Genomic DNA, 17,278 nt, shown 5'->3' with positions numbered 1-17,278 from the left:
GAAGAACAAAAGGGAACCATGACAAGGCCGCTTTTTCCACCGGGGACTGAGGATCGACCCAGGCAGCAACGGCAAATTTGAAATGCTTAATCAAATTGTAATGCTCAATTGTGACTCTGCGAGCCAATGTCGGACACATACGGAGCGACGATGAACGAGATCCTCATTCTGGCGACGCCCGAACTTCTGGACCATCGGCGGCAATGGCTGGACAGCCTCGCCAACGAGAAACGCTTCTCTGAAAACACGCTGACGGCCTATGAGCGCGATACACGTCAATTCCTTCAGTTCCTGACCGTCCATTTCGGCAACCCACCGGGCCTTGCCGAGATTCATACGCTGCGCACGGCGGATCTGCGCGCTTTTTTGGCACAACGGCGAAGGGATGGATCGGGTGCCCGGTCCCTTGGGCGTCACCTCGCCGGTCTGCGGTCGTTCCTGCGCTATCTCGAGCGAAAGGGCCTTATCAATGCAGCGGCCGCTGGCGCCATCCGGGCGCCGCGCCAGCCCAAATCGCTTCCCAAGCCCCTCACCGATCGGCAAGCCCTTGAAGTGGTCAGCACACAGGCGCAGTTGCAGGAAGAGGGTTGGATTGCCGCGAGAGATTCAGCGCTCCTGACACTTCTCTATGGCTGTGGCCTGCGCATTTCCGAAGCCCTTTCGCTGACGCCCATCGACCTGCCACCGGACGCAAAATCGATCCGGATCACCGGCAAGGGAGGCAAGACCCGGCTCGTTCCGCTGCTGGAGATCGTTCTGGATGCCATCGCGCGGTACAAGACGCTTTGCCCCTTTGAGCTGGAGGCAGAGAAACCACTGTTTCGTGGCGCACGGGGTGGACCGCTGCAGCCCGCAATCATTCAACGCGAAATGCAGAAGCTGCGCGGAGCCTTGGGACTGCCGGACAGCGCAACGCCCCACGCCCTTCGCCATTCCTTCGCAACACATCTTCTGGCCGGCGGTGGCGATTTGCGAACGATCCAGGAATTGCTGGGCCATGCCAGCCTTTCCACCACCCAGGTGTATACCGGCGTGGATGCCGCTCGTTTGCTGGAAGTCTATGATCGTGCGCATCCTCGCGCATGAATTTTCTCGATTCCTGCGCGGATGATCGCGTGGCCACGGCATTAACCATATCCGTTAAGACTGCAGCGATCTTGGGACACTAGGGTGACGATCATGAACACGCGCGCACCCCATTTCTTCGTCCTCCGTCGTCTCCTGACCCGGGGTCTGCATCAATCCGTCATCAGCAGCGGTGCCCTCGGCATGATCGCCCTGATCCACGTATTGGCTCTGATTTCCTTCTTCGTCGTGCTGGGTTTCGCCGCCCAGGCAAGATCGGCAGAGGACATTTGCCGGGGTAGCAATCTGCTCACCGAGATGGAGCGAACTGATCCGGCACGTTACCGGTCCATTCAGGCCGAAGGTGCCGAGGTGGCGAACGGCAAGGGTGTCTTCTGGAAGGTAGAGAAGCCGGGTACCGCACCGTCCTGGCTGCTGGGCACCATGCATGTGACGGATCCGAGCGTCCTGAAGCTGCCGACAGGTGCGCCCTATGCGCTCTCCAAGTCCAAGGTCGTCATCATCGAGTCCGATGAAATCCTGGATGAAAAGAAAGCCATGGCGGGAATGCTGGCACGTCCGGAACTGACGATGATGATGAATGGAAAATCCATCCAGGATTTTCTCGCGCCGGAAGACAAGGCGAAACTGGAGGCGGCTCTCAAGGAGCGAGGCATACCGCTGGCGGCCGTATCGCGCATGCAGCCGTGGATGCTTTCCAGCTTTCTGGCGCTGCCGGCCTGCGAGCTCAGCCGGAAAGCAAAGGGCGCCGCCTTCCTGGACAAGAAGATCGCCGACGACGCGATGAGGGCCAATATCCCGGTCAAAGGCCTTGAAACCATGCAGGAGCAGCTCTCCGCGATGGCGTCTATCCCGACCGACTTCCATATCAAGTCGCTGATCGAGATGATCGGGCTTGGCTCCAAGATGGATGATGTCAGCGTCACGATGCGCGACCTGTATCTGGCAGGCGACATTGGCATGACGATGCCGATGCTGAAATCCCTGGCCCCCGACGGAGCCGAAGGCGAAGGCTATGCCGAATTCGAAGAACGGATCGTCCGTCAGCGCAATCACACCATGGTGGACCGCGCCCTTCCCATGCTGAACGCAGGCGGTGCATTCATGGCCGTTGGAGCCCTGCATCTGGTGGGTGACGAAGGCCTCGTTTCTCTGTTGAGAAAGCAAAGCTTCACCGTCACCCGCGCGGACTAAACACCCCGCGTCATTCGAGCCAGAACATTGGTCTTCCAATAGAACTGATGGACCAGTGCGCCAGCAATGTGCGCGCCGAGCAGAAGCCACAGAACCACCTTCAGCACGTCGGCATGCAAGTCACCCGCTGAACCGATGTTGAAGTAATAGGCAGCAGCACCACTCAGCGGCATGGCGAAAAGAAGCACGTAAAGTAAGCCATGCGTCGCCTGCGCCACGAGTTTGAGCAGCGGTGGCTCTTGCGCAGGCGGCTGCGGCGCGCCCTGCACCAGACGCAGACCAATGCGCACGACAGCCAGCACCAGAATGGCGATCCCGACGTAAGCGTGAATATTCGCGCTTGCCAGATCATCCGGCGTTACAGTCTGGCCTCGTTTCACCAGGTGGTGCCAATGCTCCATGCCTTCCGTGAAAAGCAGATTGAAGAAAATCAGCGCTGCCATGCCCCAATGAAGCGCCCGCTGGGGAATTGAATAAGAAACCGGGTCCATACATCACCTTTACAAATACAGTCGATGTCTCTCGGAGCCAGAACCAGACGCCCAGCGCCGGAAGGCGCAGACGATTGGTTGGCTTCAGCAATCGGGTTATGGCCGTAAAACCTGCAATCTGGCTGAACGCAGAACGCAAAACACCCCGCCTGCGTGAGCCGGCGGGGTGTCTGGCATATGACCTTCGATGAGGCCGGTCGATTACATGTGGAGCGGCTTGAAGAACGTGGCCAGGGCCGCTTCCTTCACGGCTTCGGACATGGTCGGGTGCGCGTGGCAGGTACGACCCAGATCTTCGGACGAACCGCCGAACTCCATCAGCACGGCTGCTTCGTGGATCATTTCACCCGCACCGAAGCCGATGATGTGAACACCCAGAACGCGATCCGTTTCCTTGTCGGCCAGAACTTTCACGAAGCCTTCAGTCGCCTGCATGGCGCGCGCACGGCCATTGGCCGTGAACGGAAACTTGCCAACCTTGTAGGAAGCACCGGCGGCCTTCAGCTCTTCTTCCGTCTTGCCGACCGAAGCCACTTCCGGCTGGGTGTAGACGACGCCCGGAATGACGTCGTAATTCACATGGCCATGCTGACCAGCGAGAATTTCAGCCAGTGCAACGCCCTCGTCTTCCGCCTTGTGCGCCAGCATCGGTCCCTTGACGACATCGCCAATGGCATAGATGCCGGCAACATTTGTGCGGTAGTGAGCATCGATCTCCACGCGACCGCGGTTATCGAGAGCAACGCCTGCCTCTTCCAGACCAAGGCCAGCCGTGTAGGGCTTGCGGCCCGTTGCAACGAGCACGACATCGGCATCGATGGTCTGCGCTTCACCGCCCTTGACAGGCTCGAAGGTGACCTTTGCGCCAGCTTCCGTCTTTTCAACGCCGGTAACCTTGGCACCGAGATTGAAGGTCACGCCCTGCTTACCGAGGATGCGCTGGAACTGCTTGGACACTTCACCGTCCATGCCGCCGAGGATCGTGTCGAGATACTCGACGACCGTTACCTTCGCGCCGAGGCGAGACCAAACGGAACCAAGCTCGAGCCCGATCACGCCACCGCCGACGACAACCATATGGCCCGGCACCTTTTCGAGCGCGATACCGCCCGTGGAGGACACGATAACTTTCTCGTCGATTTCGACGGCAACGCCCGGAATGCCAGCCACATCAGAACCGGTCGCGATGACGATGTTCTTCGTCTCGATCTCCTGGACCTGACCGTCGGCGCCGGTGACAGACACCTTGCCAGCGGAAACGATCTTGCCGGTGCCGATGAAGCTATCGATCTTGTTCTTCTTGAACAGGAAGGCCACGCCATCGACGTTCGCCTTTACGGTCGCGTCCTTGTGACCCATCATCTTTTCAAGGTTGAGGGTTGTGCCAGACACTTCGACACCCAGATCCGCCATGCCGTGCTTGGCATGCGCGAAGACTTCGGAGGCATGCAGCAAGGCCTTGGAGGGGATGCAGCCGACATTGAGGCAGGTACCGCCAAAGGTCGCGCGCTTTTCGACGACGGCCACCTTCATTCCGAGTTGTGCTGCCTTGATTGCGCAGACATAGCCGCCAGGGCCCGTACCGATAACGACCAGATCATATGCCATTGATCAAATTCCTCTGCTTAAGACGGCTTATCTGCCGCCGCTCACGTTCATGATTGTGCCAGTCACATAGGATGCCTGAGGCGAGAGCAGGTATAGAACCGCCTCCGCCACTTCATCTGCCGTTCCGGCGCGTTGCATTGGCACGCTGGGTGCCAGATCTTTTGCGCGATCCGGTAGCCCACCGGATGCATGGATATCAGTATCGATAATACCGGGACGGATTGCATTGACCCGCACACCCTCGGCAGCAACTTCCCGCGCAAGGCCCACGGTAAACGTGTCCACCGCGCCTTTGGCAGCGGCGTAATCCACATATTGACCCGGACTGCCGAGAACCGCCGCCATCGAGGACAGATTGACGATGCTGCCGCCCTGCCCGCCATGACGCGTTGACATCCGCTTCACCGCTTCCGAAGCACAACGGATCTTGCCCACCACATTAATCGCAAACATGCGGTCCAGCCGCTCGCGTGACATCTCGTCGACTCGGGCCGTCTGATCGACAACGCCTGCATTGTTGGCGAGGCCGTCGAGCCTGCCAAATCTCTCGTCAACCGCACGAAAGATCGCCGCTATTCCATCTTCAGTACCGGTATCGCCCTGTACGATCTCGGCAGCCCCACCCAGGCTACGGATCTTCGCAGCAACAGCATCTGCTGCCTGAGCATTCGAGACATAGTTGATGAGCACGGACCAGCCCTGTTCGGCAGCCTTCAGCGCAACCGCAGCACCAATACCCCGGCTTCCACCCGTGACCAGCAGAACTTTTTCGTGCGTCATCATCGCTCCTCCAGACTGAGTTCTAGACCATCAGTCCGACGACCATCATGGCGATACCGAGCAGCGAGACCATCCAGATCAACGAGCGGACTTTTGGAATACCTTGAAGGTAAAGCGGGATGTAAGCGATGCGCGCCAGGAACCAGACCCATCCACCGATCAGACCGATACCGCGGGCATCGCTGTAAAAGGCCAGAGCCAGGATCAGTGCCACAACGGCTGGATAGGTTTCGCGGTAATTCAACGAGGCACGCTCGGCGCGACCGGCGATCGGAGCCTTGGGCTTCAGACCTTCATCGCGCGGACCGGCATTCCATTTCGGCCCCAGTTCACGGGTCGCGAAGAAGCCTTGCAGCATGACATGAACGATCAGCAGCACGACGCTGCAAACCAGAAGCGCCATGTAGGGCGTTGCATGCGCAGCAATCGGATCCATTCTGTCTACCTCGTTTTCGGCGTTCGAACGACCATGAAGCCCGCAGCAGGCGCAGCTTCTTCGATATCAGACAATCGAATTGAGAATGACGAGACGCCCGCGAACACTCTTCGCGGGCGTCTTATTCAAAGATTAGAGATCGAGAACCAGACGCTCCGGATCTTCCAGGCTTTCCTTGACGCGTACGAGGAAGGTCACCGCTTCCTTGCCGTCAACGATACGGTGATCGTAGGACAGCGCGAGATACATCATCGGACGAATGACGATCTGGCCACCGACCACGACCGGGCGATCCTGGATCTTGTGCATGCCCAGGATACCGGACTGCGGCGCATTCAGGATCGGCGAAGACATCAGCGAACCGTAGACGCCACCATTGGTGATGGTGAAGGTGCCGCCCTGCATGTCTGCCATGCCCAGCGAACCGTCGCGTGCTGCCTTGGCGAGACGACCGAGTTCCTTCTCGACGCCGGCAATCGACAGCTGGTCCGCATCGCGGATGACCGGAACGACAAGACCCTTGTCCGTGCCGACAGCCATGCCGACGTGGCAATAGTTCTTGTAGATGATGTCCGTGCCGTCGATTTCGGCGTTGACGGCTGGCAGTTCCTTCAGGGCGTGCGTGACAGCCTTGGTGAAGAAGCCCATGAAGCCAAGCTTTACGCCGTGCTTCTTTTCGAACACGTCCTTGTAACGGTTGCGCAGGTCCATGACCGCCTTCATGTCCACCTCGTTGTAGGTGGTCAGCATGGCAGCCGTGTTCTGCGCATCCTTCAGACGCTTGGCGATCGTCTGGCGCAGACGGGTCATCTTCACGCGCTCTTCGCGAACGGCATCGTCCGTGGAAGACGGTGCGCGCGGAGCAGCAGCAACCGGAGCCGGTGCGGAAGCCACCGGACCCTTGGCAATCGCCGCCAGCACATCGCCCTTCAGCACCTGGCCGCGCTTGCCGGAACCATCGACATCCGCCGTGTTGATGTTGTTGTCGGCAGCAAGCTTTGCAGCAGCCGGAGCAGCAGGCATCGAGGACGTTGCAGGCGCAGCTGCGGCTGCAGGCTGGGCAGCCGGGGCCGGAGCCGCGGCAGCGGCAGGCTGAGCCGAAGCAGAACCGGCAGCACCTTCGGCAATCTGGCCGAGCAGCGCGCCGAGACCGACGGTCTCGCCGGCCTGAGCGACGATTTCCGTCAGAACGCCGGATGCCGGCGCCGGAACCTCGACAGTAACCTTGTCGGTTTCCAGTTCGACGATCGGCTCGTCAGCCTTGACCGTGTCGCCCACCTTCTTGAACCAGGTGCCGACGGTTGCCTCGCTGACGGATTCGCCAAGAGTAGGGACGCGAATTTCGGTGGCCATGATCTGTTTCCGTTTTAAATCCGATATCGTGTTTTACGAGTGAAGGCGGGGCGGCTGAAATCAGCCGCCGAGCGCGTCTTCGAGGAATGCTTCAAGCTGTGCGAGGTGCTTGGACATCAGGCCCGTTGCCGGAGAAGCGGCTGCCGGACGACCCGTGTAGCGAACGCGCTGGTACTTGGCGTCGATATGCGCCAGAACCCATTCGAGATACGGATCGATGAATGCCCACGCACCCATGTTCTTCGGCTCTTCCTGGCACCAGACCATTTCGGCATGGCGGAAGCGGGACAGCTCGTTGATGAGCGCCTTGGCCGGGAACGGATAGAGCTGTTCCAGACGCAGCAGGTAGATGTCATCAATGCCGCGCTTTTCACGCTCTTCCAGCAGATCGTAATAGACCTTGCCGGTGCACATCACGACACGGCGGATCTTGTTGTCCTTCTGGAGCTTGATCGGGCCGTCCTTGATCACTTCCGCATCATCCCACAGCAGACGGTGGAACGAGCTTTCGCCCGCCATTTCCGCCAGTGAGGACGTTGCGCGCTTGTGGCGCAGCAGCGACTTCGGCGTCATCAGGATCAACGGCTTGCGGAAATCACGCTTCAACTGACGGCGCAGGATGTGGAAGTAGTTGGCAGGCGTCGTGCAGTTCGCGACCTGCATGTTGTCTTCCGCGCACATCTGAAGCCAACGCTCGAGACGTGCCGAAGAGTGTTCCGGACCCTGACCTTCATAGCCGTGCGGCAGAAGGCAGACGAGACCGGACATGCGAAGCCACTTGCGCTCACCCGACGAGATGAACTGGTCGAATACGACCTGCGCACCGTTGGCGAAGTCACCGAACTGGGCTTCCCAGAGCGTCAGGGCGTTCGGGCGTGCCAGCGAATAGCCGTACTCGAAGCCGAGAACCGCTTCTTCCGAAAGCATCGAGTTGATGACCTCGTAGCGGGCCTGGTTTGGAGCCAGGTTTGCCAGCGGAATGTAACGCTCTTCCGTGTCCTGATCGTAGAGAACCGAATGACGCTGCGAGAAGGTGCCGCGCTCGCAATCCTGACCGGACAGACGGATCTTGTGGCCTTCCGTGACCAGCGAACCGAAGGCCAGCGCTTCCGCCATTGCCCAATCGATTCCTTCGCCGGTCTCGACCATCTGCGAACGGTTTTCCATGAAGCGCTTGATCGTGCGGTGCGCGTTGAAGCCGTCCGGAACGGTCGACAGCTTGCGACCGATTTCCTTGAGGCTCTTCATCGGCACGGCCGTCTTGCCACGACGCTGTTCATCGGCATTGTCAGCCGAACGCAGGCCGGACCACTGACCATCCAGCCAGTCGGCCTTGTTCGGCTTGTAGCTCTGGCCAGCCTCGAATTCCTGCTCCAGATGGGCGCGCCAGTCGGCCTTCATCTTCTGGAATTCGCCGTCGGTGATCAGACCCTCCGCAATCAGACGCTCGGCATAGAGTTCCGTCACCGTCTTGTGGGCGCGGATGACCTTGTACATCTTCGGCTGCGTGAACGCGGGCTCATCGCCTTCGTTGTGGCCGAAGCGGCGGTAGCAGAACATGTCCACAACAACCGGCTTGTGGAACTTCATGCGGTATTCGGTTGCGATCTTGGCCGCGTAGGTCACCGCTTCCGGATCGTCGCCGTTGACGTGGAAGATCGGGGCTTCGATCATCTTGGCAACGTCGGACGGATAGGGCGACGAACGGGAGAAGGCCGGGTTCGTCGTAAAGCCGATCTGGTTGTTGATGATGAAGTGCATCGTACCGGCCACGCGGTGACCGCGCAGGCCGGACAGGCCGAGAATTTCAGCGACGACACCCTGACCAGCAAACGCCGCATCACCGTGGATCAGTAGCGGCAGAACCTTGGCGCGCTCCTTGAGCGGAATGATGTCGCCATCCCAGCTCTTGGTCAGCATGTCCTGCTTGGCACGCGCCTTGCCCATGACGACCGGGTTGACGATTTCCAGGTGCGACGGGTTGGCCGTCAGCGACAGGTGAACCTTGTTATTGTCGAACTCACGGTCAGAGGAAGCGCCGAGGTGGTACTTCACGTCGCCGGAACCTTCGACTTCATCCGGCTTGAAGGAACCGCCCTTGAACTCGTGGAACACAGCGCGATGCGGCTTGTGCATGACGTTCGTCAGAACGTTCAGACGGCCACGATGCGCCATGCCGAGAACGACTTCTTCCAGACCGTCCTGGCCGCCGCGCTTGATGATCTGCTCAAGAGCCGGAATGAGCGCTTCACCACCGTCGAGACCGAAGCGCTTCGTGCCCTTGTACTTGACGTCGATGAACTGCTCGAAGCCTTCGGCCTCGATGAGCTTGGACAGAATTGCCTTCTTGCCGTTCGCCGTGAATTCGACGCCCTTGTTGGGGCCTTCGATGCGCTCCTGAATCCAGGCCTTTTCCTCGGGGTTGGAGATATGCATGAATTCAACGCCGAGCGTCGAGCAGTAGGTCCGCTGCAGGATCTCCAGCATCTCGCGGATCGTGGCATATTCCAGACCCAGCACATTATCGATGAAGATCTTGCGGTCGTAATCGGCTTCCGTGAAGCCATAGGCCGTGGGGGACAGCTCGTTGTAATCCTCGACCGGTGCGGCAAGGCCAAGAGGATCGAGCTTTGCATGCAGATGGCCGCGCATGCGGTAGGCGCGGATCATCATGATGGCGCGAACGCTATCACGCGTTGCCTGCAGGACTTCCGTCGCATCCACTGGCTTTCCGGCGGCGGCTGCGGTTGCCTCGGCCTTGGCCTGAACCTTCTTCTCGATGGCCTTCTCGACGACCGGCCAGTTTCCATCCAGCGCGGAAACCAGTTCCCCGTTTGCCGGAATAGGCCAGTTCTTGCGCTGCCAGGAGGCGCCCTTGGCGGCCTTTTTCACGTCTTCCGGATTATCGGCAAGCGCCTTGAAAAAGGACTGCCATTCCGGACCGACCGAATTGGGATCGTCCTCGTACTTCGCATAGAGCTGCTCGATATAGGCAGCATTCGCGCCGTCGAGGAACGAGGTGATAAGGAACTGCTCGTTGGCTTCTTGCCGTGCCATGGTGCTACCGCGGACGTAACGCCCGCCTCCTGACGTAATCTTGAAACCGGATCTTCAAGCGCCGGTTATCGCTTTCCTTCGTAGTGCCGCGGGCGTAACTGCGGAACAGGCCCTTTTTGCGGCTGAGGCAGGCGAACCATCGACTGATTCGCCTGCCTAAAGCTTGATACTCGCAACTTATCTGGCGTTAGCCCTTGAGGACTTCAACCAGCGTCTTGCCGAGACGTGCCGGAGAAGGCGAAACCTTGATGCCAGCCGCTTCCATCGCAGAGATCTTGGATTCCGCATCACCCTTGCCGCCGGAGACGACAGCACCGGCATGACCCATGGTGCGGCCCTTCGGAGCGGTGCGGCCTGCGATGAAGCCAGCCATCGGCTTTTTGCGGCCCTTCTTGGCCTCGTCGATGAGGAACTGAGCTGCATCTTCTTCGGCCGAACCACCGATTTCGCCGATCATGATGATCGAGGTCGTGGCTTCGTCGGCGAGGAACATTGCCAGCACGTCGATGAACTCGGTGCCCTTGACCGGGTCGCCGCCGATGCCGACAGCCGTCGTCTGGCCAAGGCCTTCATTCGAAGTCTGGAACACGGCTTCGTAGGTCAGCGTGCCGGAACGGGAAACGATACCGACCGAACCCTTGCGGAAGATGGAGCCCGGCATGATGCCGATCTTGCACTCTTCCGGTGTCAGGATGCCCGGGCAGTTTGGTCCCAGCAGGCGCGACTTCGACTTGTCGAGCTTCGCCTTGACGCGCACCATGTCGGCAACCGGAATGCCTTCGGTGATGCAGGTGATGAACGGGATTTCGGCATCAATCGCTTCGATGATGGCGTCGGCTGCGCCTGCTGGCGGAACATAGATCACGGTCGCGTCAGCGCCGGTCTTTTCCTTGCCTTCGGCAACGGAGGCGAAGATCGGCAGGGTTTCACCCTTGGAACCGGTCCAGTTGCTGCCGCCCTTGGACGGGTGGATGCCGCCGACCATCTGCGTGCCGTAATAGGCCAGCGCCTGTTCGGTGTGGAAGGTGCCGGTCTTGCCGGTCAGGCCCTGTACGAGGACCTTTGTGTTCTTGTTTACAAGAATGGACATCGAATAGGTTCCTCAGATTAGCCGTTGATCGCCGCGACGATCTTCTTGGCCGCATCGTCCAAGTCGTCAGCTGCGGTGATGGCAAGGCCGGATTCGTTCAGCAGCTTCTTGCCGAGTTCGACGTTCGTGCCTTCGAGGCGGACGACGAGCGGAACCTTCAAGCCCACTTCCTTCACGGCGGCAATCACGCCTTCCGCGATGACGTCGCACTTCATGATGCCACCGAAGATGTTGACGAGGATGCCCTCGACCTTCGGGTCAGCCGTGATGATCTTGAACGCAGCCGCAACCTTCTCCTTGCCGGCGCCACCGCCGACGTCACAAAAGTTTGCCGGCTCCTTGCCGTACAGCTTGATGATGTCCATGGTTGCCATGGCAAGACCGGCGCCGTTGACCATGCAGCCGATGTTGCCATCGAGAGCGACGTAAGCGAGATCCCACTTGGACGCTTCGATTTCCTTGGCGTCTTCTTCCGTTTCGTCACGCAGTGCGCGAACGTCTTCGTGGCGGAACAAAGCATTGCCGTCGAAGGAAACCTTGGCGTCGAGAACGCGCAGATTGCCGTTGGTCATGACGATCAGCGGGTTGATTTCGAGAAGGGCCATGTCCTTCTCGACGAAGGCCTTGTAAAGCGCCGGGAAAAGCGACTTCGCATCTTCCGCAGCAGCGCCGTCGAGGGCGAGAGCGGCAGAAATCTTCGCCACATCGTCAGCTGTTACACCCGTTTCCGGGTCGATGGCGATCGTGTGGATCTTCTCGGGCGTATCATGCGCAACCGCTTCGATATCCATGCCGCCTTCCGTCGAAACGACGAAGGCAACGCGACCGACCGAGCGGTCAACCAGCAGCGAGCAGTAAAGTTCGCGGGCAATGTCGGCACCGTCTTCGATGTAGAGACGGTTGACCTGCTTGCCGGCTTCGCCCGTCTGCGCCGTTACCAGCGTGTTGCCGAGCATGTCCTTGGCGTGGGCGACGACTTCGTCGATCGACTTTGCAAGGCGAACACCACCCTTGGCGTCAGGGCCGAGTTCCTTGAACTTGCCCTTGCCGCGGCCGCCAGCGTGGATCTGGCTCTTCACGACATAAAGCGGACCCGGAAGCTGCTTTGCAGCCGCTGCGGCTTCGTCTGCGGAGTGAATCGCCACACCCTGGGCGACCGGCGCACCAAAGCCCTTCAGGAGAGCCTTGGCCTGATATTCATGAATATTCATCGTCTGGTCCTTAAATCCTGGTCCGCGAACGGATTACTTCAGAGAAGGAGCGATGTTGGTGCAGGCTTCGCAGAGACCGGCGACAGCACCGACGGACTTTTCGAAGGCTTCCTTCTCGTCCTTGTTCAGGTCGATTTCGATGATGCGCTCAACACCGCCAGCGCCAATGATTGTGGGTACGCCGACATACATGTCGTTGACGCCGTACTGGCCGGAAAGATGTGCGGCGCATGGCAGAACGCGCTTCTTGTCCTTGAGGAAGGACTCAGCCATCTCGATAGCCGATGCAGCAGGTGCGTAATAGGCAGAGCCGGTCTTCAGCAGGCCGACGATTTCCGCACCGCCGTCACGCGTACGCTGAATGATCTGCTCCAGACGCTCAGCCGTGACCCAGCCCATCTTGACGAGGTCGGTCAGCGGGATGCCGGCGATCGTGGAATAGCGAGCGAGCGGCACCATGGTGTCGCCGTGACCACCCAGAACAAAGGCCGTCACGTCTTCAACGGAAACGTTGAATTCTTCAGAGAGGAACAGGCGGAAACGAGCGGAGTCGAGAACGCCAGCCATGCCGACGACCATGTTCTTCGGAAGACCGGAGAACTTCTGCAGAGCCCAGACCATTGCGTCGAGCGGGTTGGTGATGCAGATGACGAAGGCGTTCGGTGCGTACTTCTTGATGCCGGCGCCGACCTGCTCCATGACCTTCAGGTTGATGCCGAGCAGGTCATCGCGGCTCATGCCGGGCTTGCGGGCCACACCAGCGGTCACGATGCAGACGTCTGCGCCTTCGATGGCCGCATAATCGCTGGCGCCGGAAAGCTTAGCATTGAAGCCTTCAACCGGACCGGACTGGGCGATATCGAGACCCTTGCCCTGCGGAACGCCGTCGGCGATGTCGAACAGGACGATGTCGCCCAGTTCCTTCAGGCTGGCCAAATGCGCCAGCGTGCCACCAATCATGCCGGAACCAATAAGTGCAATCTTCTTGCGAGCCATTGAGATGCTTCCTCTCTATTCGAAGGCACGGCCGGCATGAGACCTGTCGACCGATCTGGGCATCCGCATAGCTCTAATGCTTGAAATTGGCAAACGATTATTTCGGAGCCAGTATTTTCAATCGGTTAAAGCATTAAATTCTTACGTAAACGTAAGATATTTCGTCATGATCCCGTCAGATTTGCTTATGCTTTTCCTGATGAAGTGCCAGATAATCACGGCTACGCATTTCGAAGAGACGAGAAACCGTTCGGTCGAACTCGAAGCCTTCGGTGCCATGGCGTTCCACAAGTAAGGATTCCGCAGGCGCTTCCGCTGTGATGAACACCCGAACTGTCCGATCGTAGAATGTATCGATGAGATTAATGAAGCGCTTGGTTTCGTTGCGCTTGTTGAGACCGAGCCTCGGCACACGCTCGATGAAGACGATGTCGAAGCGCTTTGCAATCTCCAGATAATCGGCAGCACCCAGAGGCTTTTCGCAAAGATCGGAGAAGCTGAAACGGGCAACGCGCCCGACCGCACAGGGAACGGGGATCACTCGCCCCTTGCGCGGAATTTCCGTCGCCTCGAGCTTCCTGCCATCGGTTATCTGATGCCAGGCCGATTCCATCGCTGCTTCCGAGCGCCCATCAAGCGGTGAAAGATAGACCGGCAGGCTCGCTGTTTTTTCCATCCGGTAATCGGTCGGTGAATCGAGCGTCACCACGTCGACATATTGCTTCAGGAGCTCGACGAAGGGCAAAAACAGCGAACGATTCAGGCCATCCTTGTAGAGATTATCCGGCGCGACGTTGGACGTTGTCACGAGAATGCAGCCCAGTCGGAACAGTTCCGTAAAGAGGCGCCCCAGGATCATTGCATCGGCAATGTCCGTGACGGAGAATTCATCGAAGCAGAGCAGTTCCGCCTCGGCAAAGATACTGGCGGCAACCGGCGGAACCGGATCCGTTTCCTTCGTTTCCCCATTCTTCAGCTTCTGCCGGTGGGCATGGATCCGTCCATGCACATCCGCCATGAATTCATGAAAGTGGCAGCGTCGCTTGGCGGCAACCGGAGCCTTGGCAAAGAACATGTCCATCAGCATGGTCTTGCCACGACCCACCGAGCCGTGAACATAAAGACCGCGTATTGCCTGATCCGAGCGCTTGCTCTTCTTGGCGAACAGCCAGCCAAGTGCGCTCGTCTTTTTCGCCGGCACGCGACTGCGCAACTGCGAAAGTACCCGATCCAGATGACCGGCAACAGACAACTGCGCCCTGTCAAGTTGCAGCGAACCGGCAGCCGTGAGACTTCCCAGTTCATCAGTTACGCTGTTGTTGTAATCAGGCAGTTTGGCCATGCATGTTGCTCATTGCGCCAACCAAACCAGCGATCTCAAACATCATCGGACAAACACAGCCAGAGCAGGTCCAGCAAAAGTGCGTCAGCGGTTTTGCGTCCGGGCTACGTAAAGCAGAAAGAGAGAGCATTTCAGGCGATCCCGTTTTGCCGAAATGCTCTAGTCGGATGCTCAATGAGACGGCAAGCGGTGGCGTTTGTCCGATCTGGTCAGATTTGTTTATCGGCTCAGGCTGATCGCCTGGCCGGAATTCGTTGTGCCGTCAAAACGTGTATCGGCGCTTTTGTAGACGCGGCCGATGACATCACCATTGCGGTTCTTGAACAGCACGTTCTTGCCGGAGACTTCCCACGAGCCCATGGTGGTGAGTTCGCCTGCACAGCCACGTGTGCCGCCGCGCGAACCACTGCCGAGGTTGGTGAGCGTGAGGAACATGTCGCAGCTCGTTCCGCCGCTGTTGACACGCCAATTGCCGACCATCGACTCCTTGGTCACGTCAAGCGCAGTAGCAGGTGCCTGCCCACCGCCCGGCGGCAAGGATGCAACAGCTGTGCCTGCTGCGCCAGTGTTGGGGGCCGCCGGGAACTGCGACGGATCCGATGCACCCGGAGGAGGCAACTGGTTGGCCTGTACCGATGGAACCGGCTGCGCCTGCAAGGGAGCGGGGCCAGGCAGATTGCTGTAGGGGCTTGAAGAGGTTCTCTGGCAGCCGGCCAAGGACACTGCGACCAAAACGCCGGTCACCACATATCTGAACTGCATCATTAAGCTCCCAAATCTCCGCTTCGCTCAACCGACACCTGTGCGGCGCACAAGGATTATCGCTGATGATTGTCTCAAATCAAGTCATTGCGCATGAATGAACCATGCATTCATGCGTTTGCCTCGCCCAAATGGTGCATTTGAGGGCGAGGTCAACCATGAAGACAAATCTAGATACGGCGCTCGACCATCATCTTCTTGATCTCGGCAATTGCCTTGGCGGGGTTTAGACCCTTCGGACAGGTTTGCGCGCAGTTCATGATGGTGTGGCAACGGTAGAGGCGGAAGGGGTCCTCGAGATTGTCGAGACGCTCACCCTTGGCTTCGTCGCGGCTGTCGATCAGCCAGCGGTAGGCCTGCAGAAGGACAGCCGGACCGAGGTAACGGTCGCCGTTCCACCAGTAGGACGGACACGAGGTCGAGCAGCAGGCGCAGAGAATGCACTCATAGAGACCGTCGAGCTTCTGGCGGTCTTCATGGCTTTGCTTCCACTCCTTGGCAGGGGTCGGCGATACCGTCTTCAGCCACGGCTCGATCGAGCGATGCTGCGCATAGAAATTCGTCAGATCCGGCACCAGATCCTTCACCACCGGCATATGCGGCAGCGGGTAGATCTTGACCGTCCCGTTGATGTCGTCCATGCCCTTGGTGCAGGCCAGCGTGTTGGAGCCATCAATGTTCATGGCGCAGGAACCGCAAATGCCTTCACGGCACGAACGGCGCAGCGTCAGTGTCGGGTCAACCTTGTTCTTGATGTACAGAAGCGCATCCAGAACCATCGGCCCGCAATCGTCGATATCGACGAAATAGGTATCGATCCGCGGATTCTGGCCATCATCCGGATTCCAGCGATAAATGCGGAATTCGCGAACATTGGTAGCACCGGTCGGCTTCGGCCAGACCTTGCCTTCGGTCATCTGGGAGTTCTTTGGAAGAGCGAGTTCAACCATTTTTGGACCTTCGATCCTCGGCGGTAACCGCCTGACTGTTCATCTTGATATAATCATTCGGCGCCCATTGCGCCAATGCTGCATTTGCCATCTTCCAGGGCTTGCCATCGGTGGCAGACCAAAGAAGCAGAAGTCTTTCCAGGCCACGGCGCACTGCCATCCAGACATTGCGTCCTGGCGGAGGCACCCGATCCGCCTTCTTGGCAGCGCGATCGGTCGCAATGACGCTCGCCGCACCGGATTGCATCACGACCCACGGAGAGAGATCAGCGATCTTCAATCCGTGCCAGGACGGCGCCCAGAGGAAGTCATCCGCTGGCAGAAGCACATCACCGATACGATCCAGCAACCGCTGTGCTGCCTTGCGCGTCAGCATATAGGCTGCTGCCCCCGAACACGGACGCAGAGAACGCACGAGCACCCGATCTCCGGCATTGCCGAGTCTGAGCGCTTTTCGCGCACCCGGCCGGTAGATGCCCTCAAGCTTGACGATATCCACATCAAATCCCTGCCGGAGCAGAGCCTCGATAGCGGCCTCGAACCCTTGCTGCGGCATGGCATCGTCTTCAAGGACGATGCCGTGGTCGAAATCGGATTCCAGAAACGTTCGCCATGCCAGAATGTGTCCGGCCAGGCAGGCCTCCTCCGTCAGCATGAACAAGCGGTTGCGATGCGCGTTCCATCCCAGAGCATGGGGCGGAACCCGCAACGGCAAACGTCTGACGGCCAGAACCGCTGCCGGGTCAAGCCGGGCGTCGATCCCCGCAATCCGCTGCAAGGGCCATGGCAGGCTGCCGAACCCTGCCTCGATCTGCCGCCAGCGATCCGGCGACCGATCGAGATTGATTGCGAACAGGCCAAGTGGCCTCCCACCAGAAGCGCTATTCACTGTTCCGGGAAAGGAGACCACCATGCTCATCGA

15 protein-coding genes are annotated in these 17,278 nt (G+C 59.1%); 2 read left to right on the top strand and 13 right to left on the bottom strand.

What is annotated here, in order from left to right; all coding sequences use genetic code 11:
* Positions 1–150 precede the first annotated feature (150 nt).
* Positions 151–1,086 (top strand): tyrosine recombinase XerC, encoded by a 936-nt coding sequence (locus tag MUU53_RS01975; protein WP_247259360.1) that lies wholly within the window; start codon positions 151–153, stop codon positions 1,084–1,086.
* Positions 1,087–1,269: 183 nt separating this feature from the next.
* Positions 1,270–2,280 carry a TraB/GumN family protein gene (locus MUU53_RS01970; protein ID WP_377307178.1) on the top strand — a complete coding sequence of 337 codons (1,011 nt, stop codon included), beginning with the start codon at positions 1,270–1,272 and terminating at the stop codon, positions 2,278–2,280.
* On the opposite strand, the gene MUU53_RS01965 is transcribed toward MUU53_RS01970, so the two are convergent.
* From MUU53_RS01965 to MUU53_RS01905, 13 genes are all read right to left on the bottom strand, one after another.
* Entirely contained in the window at positions 2,277–2,771 is a 495-nt protein-coding gene (locus MUU53_RS01965; protein WP_247259358.1) for a cytochrome b, read from the bottom strand. The genes MUU53_RS01970 and MUU53_RS01965 overlap by 4 nt on opposite strands.
* A 201-nt stretch (positions 2,772–2,972) precedes the next feature.
* The gene (gene lpdA / locus MUU53_RS01960; RefSeq protein ID WP_062556093.1) at positions 2,973–4,379 is read right to left on the bottom strand and encodes a dihydrolipoyl dehydrogenase; all 1,407 of its coding nucleotides are present in this window, start codon (positions 4,377–4,379) and stop codon (positions 2,973–2,975) included.
* Between the two features lie 27 nt (positions 4,380–4,406).
* Positions 4,407–5,159: an SDR family oxidoreductase gene (locus MUU53_RS01955; protein WP_247259453.1), complete on the bottom strand. Its 753-nt coding sequence runs from the start codon at positions 5,157–5,159 to the stop codon at positions 4,407–4,409.
* 22 nt (positions 5,160–5,181) lie between these two features.
* Positions 5,182–5,595 carry an MAPEG family protein gene (locus MUU53_RS01950; RefSeq protein ID WP_247259357.1) on the bottom strand — a complete coding sequence of 138 codons (414 nt, stop codon included), beginning with the start codon at positions 5,593–5,595 and terminating at the stop codon, positions 5,182–5,184.
* Positions 5,596–5,727: 132 nt separating this feature from the next.
* A complete protein-coding gene (gene odhB, locus MUU53_RS01945; RefSeq protein ID WP_247259356.1) occupies positions 5,728–6,948 on the bottom strand; it encodes a 2-oxoglutarate dehydrogenase complex dihydrolipoyllysine-residue succinyltransferase in 1,221 nt (406 codons plus the stop codon).
* Positions 6,949–7,008: 60 nt separating this feature from the next.
* Positions 7,009–10,005 carry a 2-oxoglutarate dehydrogenase E1 component gene (locus tag MUU53_RS01940; protein WP_247259355.1) on the bottom strand — a complete coding sequence of 999 codons (2,997 nt, stop codon included), beginning with the start codon at positions 10,003–10,005 and terminating at the stop codon, positions 7,009–7,011.
* Between the two features lie 187 nt (positions 10,006–10,192).
* Positions 10,193–11,095: a succinate--CoA ligase subunit alpha gene (sucD, locus tag MUU53_RS01935; RefSeq protein WP_247259354.1), complete on the bottom strand. Its 903-nt coding sequence runs from the start codon at positions 11,093–11,095 to the stop codon at positions 10,193–10,195.
* Between the two features lie 17 nt (positions 11,096–11,112).
* On the bottom strand, positions 11,113–12,306 hold the full coding sequence (gene sucC, locus MUU53_RS01930) for an ADP-forming succinate--CoA ligase subunit beta (protein WP_062556099.1): 1,194 nt from the start codon (positions 12,304–12,306) through the stop codon (positions 11,113–11,115).
* Positions 12,307–12,339: 33 nt separating this feature from the next.
* Entirely contained in the window at positions 12,340–13,302 is a 963-nt protein-coding gene (mdh, locus tag MUU53_RS01925) for a malate dehydrogenase (protein WP_062556100.1), read from the bottom strand.
* A gap of 175 nt (positions 13,303–13,477) precedes the next feature.
* A complete protein-coding gene (gene zapE / locus MUU53_RS01920) occupies positions 13,478–14,644 on the bottom strand; it encodes a cell division protein ZapE (RefSeq protein WP_247259353.1) in 1,167 nt (388 codons plus the stop codon).
* A gap of 219 nt (positions 14,645–14,863) precedes the next feature.
* The gene (locus MUU53_RS01915) at positions 14,864–15,406 is read right to left on the bottom strand and encodes a protease inhibitor Inh/omp19 family protein (protein WP_247259452.1); all 543 of its coding nucleotides are present in this window, start codon (positions 15,404–15,406) and stop codon (positions 14,864–14,866) included.
* Between the two features lie 170 nt (positions 15,407–15,576).
* Positions 15,577–16,356 (bottom strand): succinate dehydrogenase iron-sulfur subunit, encoded by a 780-nt coding sequence (locus MUU53_RS01910; protein ID WP_062556102.1) that lies wholly within the window; start codon positions 16,354–16,356, stop codon positions 15,577–15,579.
* Positions 16,349–17,275 (bottom strand): glycosyltransferase family 25 protein, encoded by a 927-nt coding sequence (locus MUU53_RS01905; protein ID WP_247259352.1) that lies wholly within the window; start codon positions 17,273–17,275, stop codon positions 16,349–16,351. The genes MUU53_RS01910 and MUU53_RS01905 overlap by 8 nt, the downstream gene beginning before the upstream one ends.
* Positions 17,276–17,278: the final 3 nt, after the last annotated feature.

The sequence above is a fragment of the Affinirhizobium lemnae genome (assembly GCF_022968395.1).
Taxonomy (GTDB): domain Bacteria; phylum Pseudomonadota; class Alphaproteobacteria; order Rhizobiales; family Rhizobiaceae; genus Neorhizobium; species Neorhizobium lemnae.
Note: the sequence above shows the minus strand (reverse complement) of the source record. Positions and strands in the feature narration are given on the sequence as shown.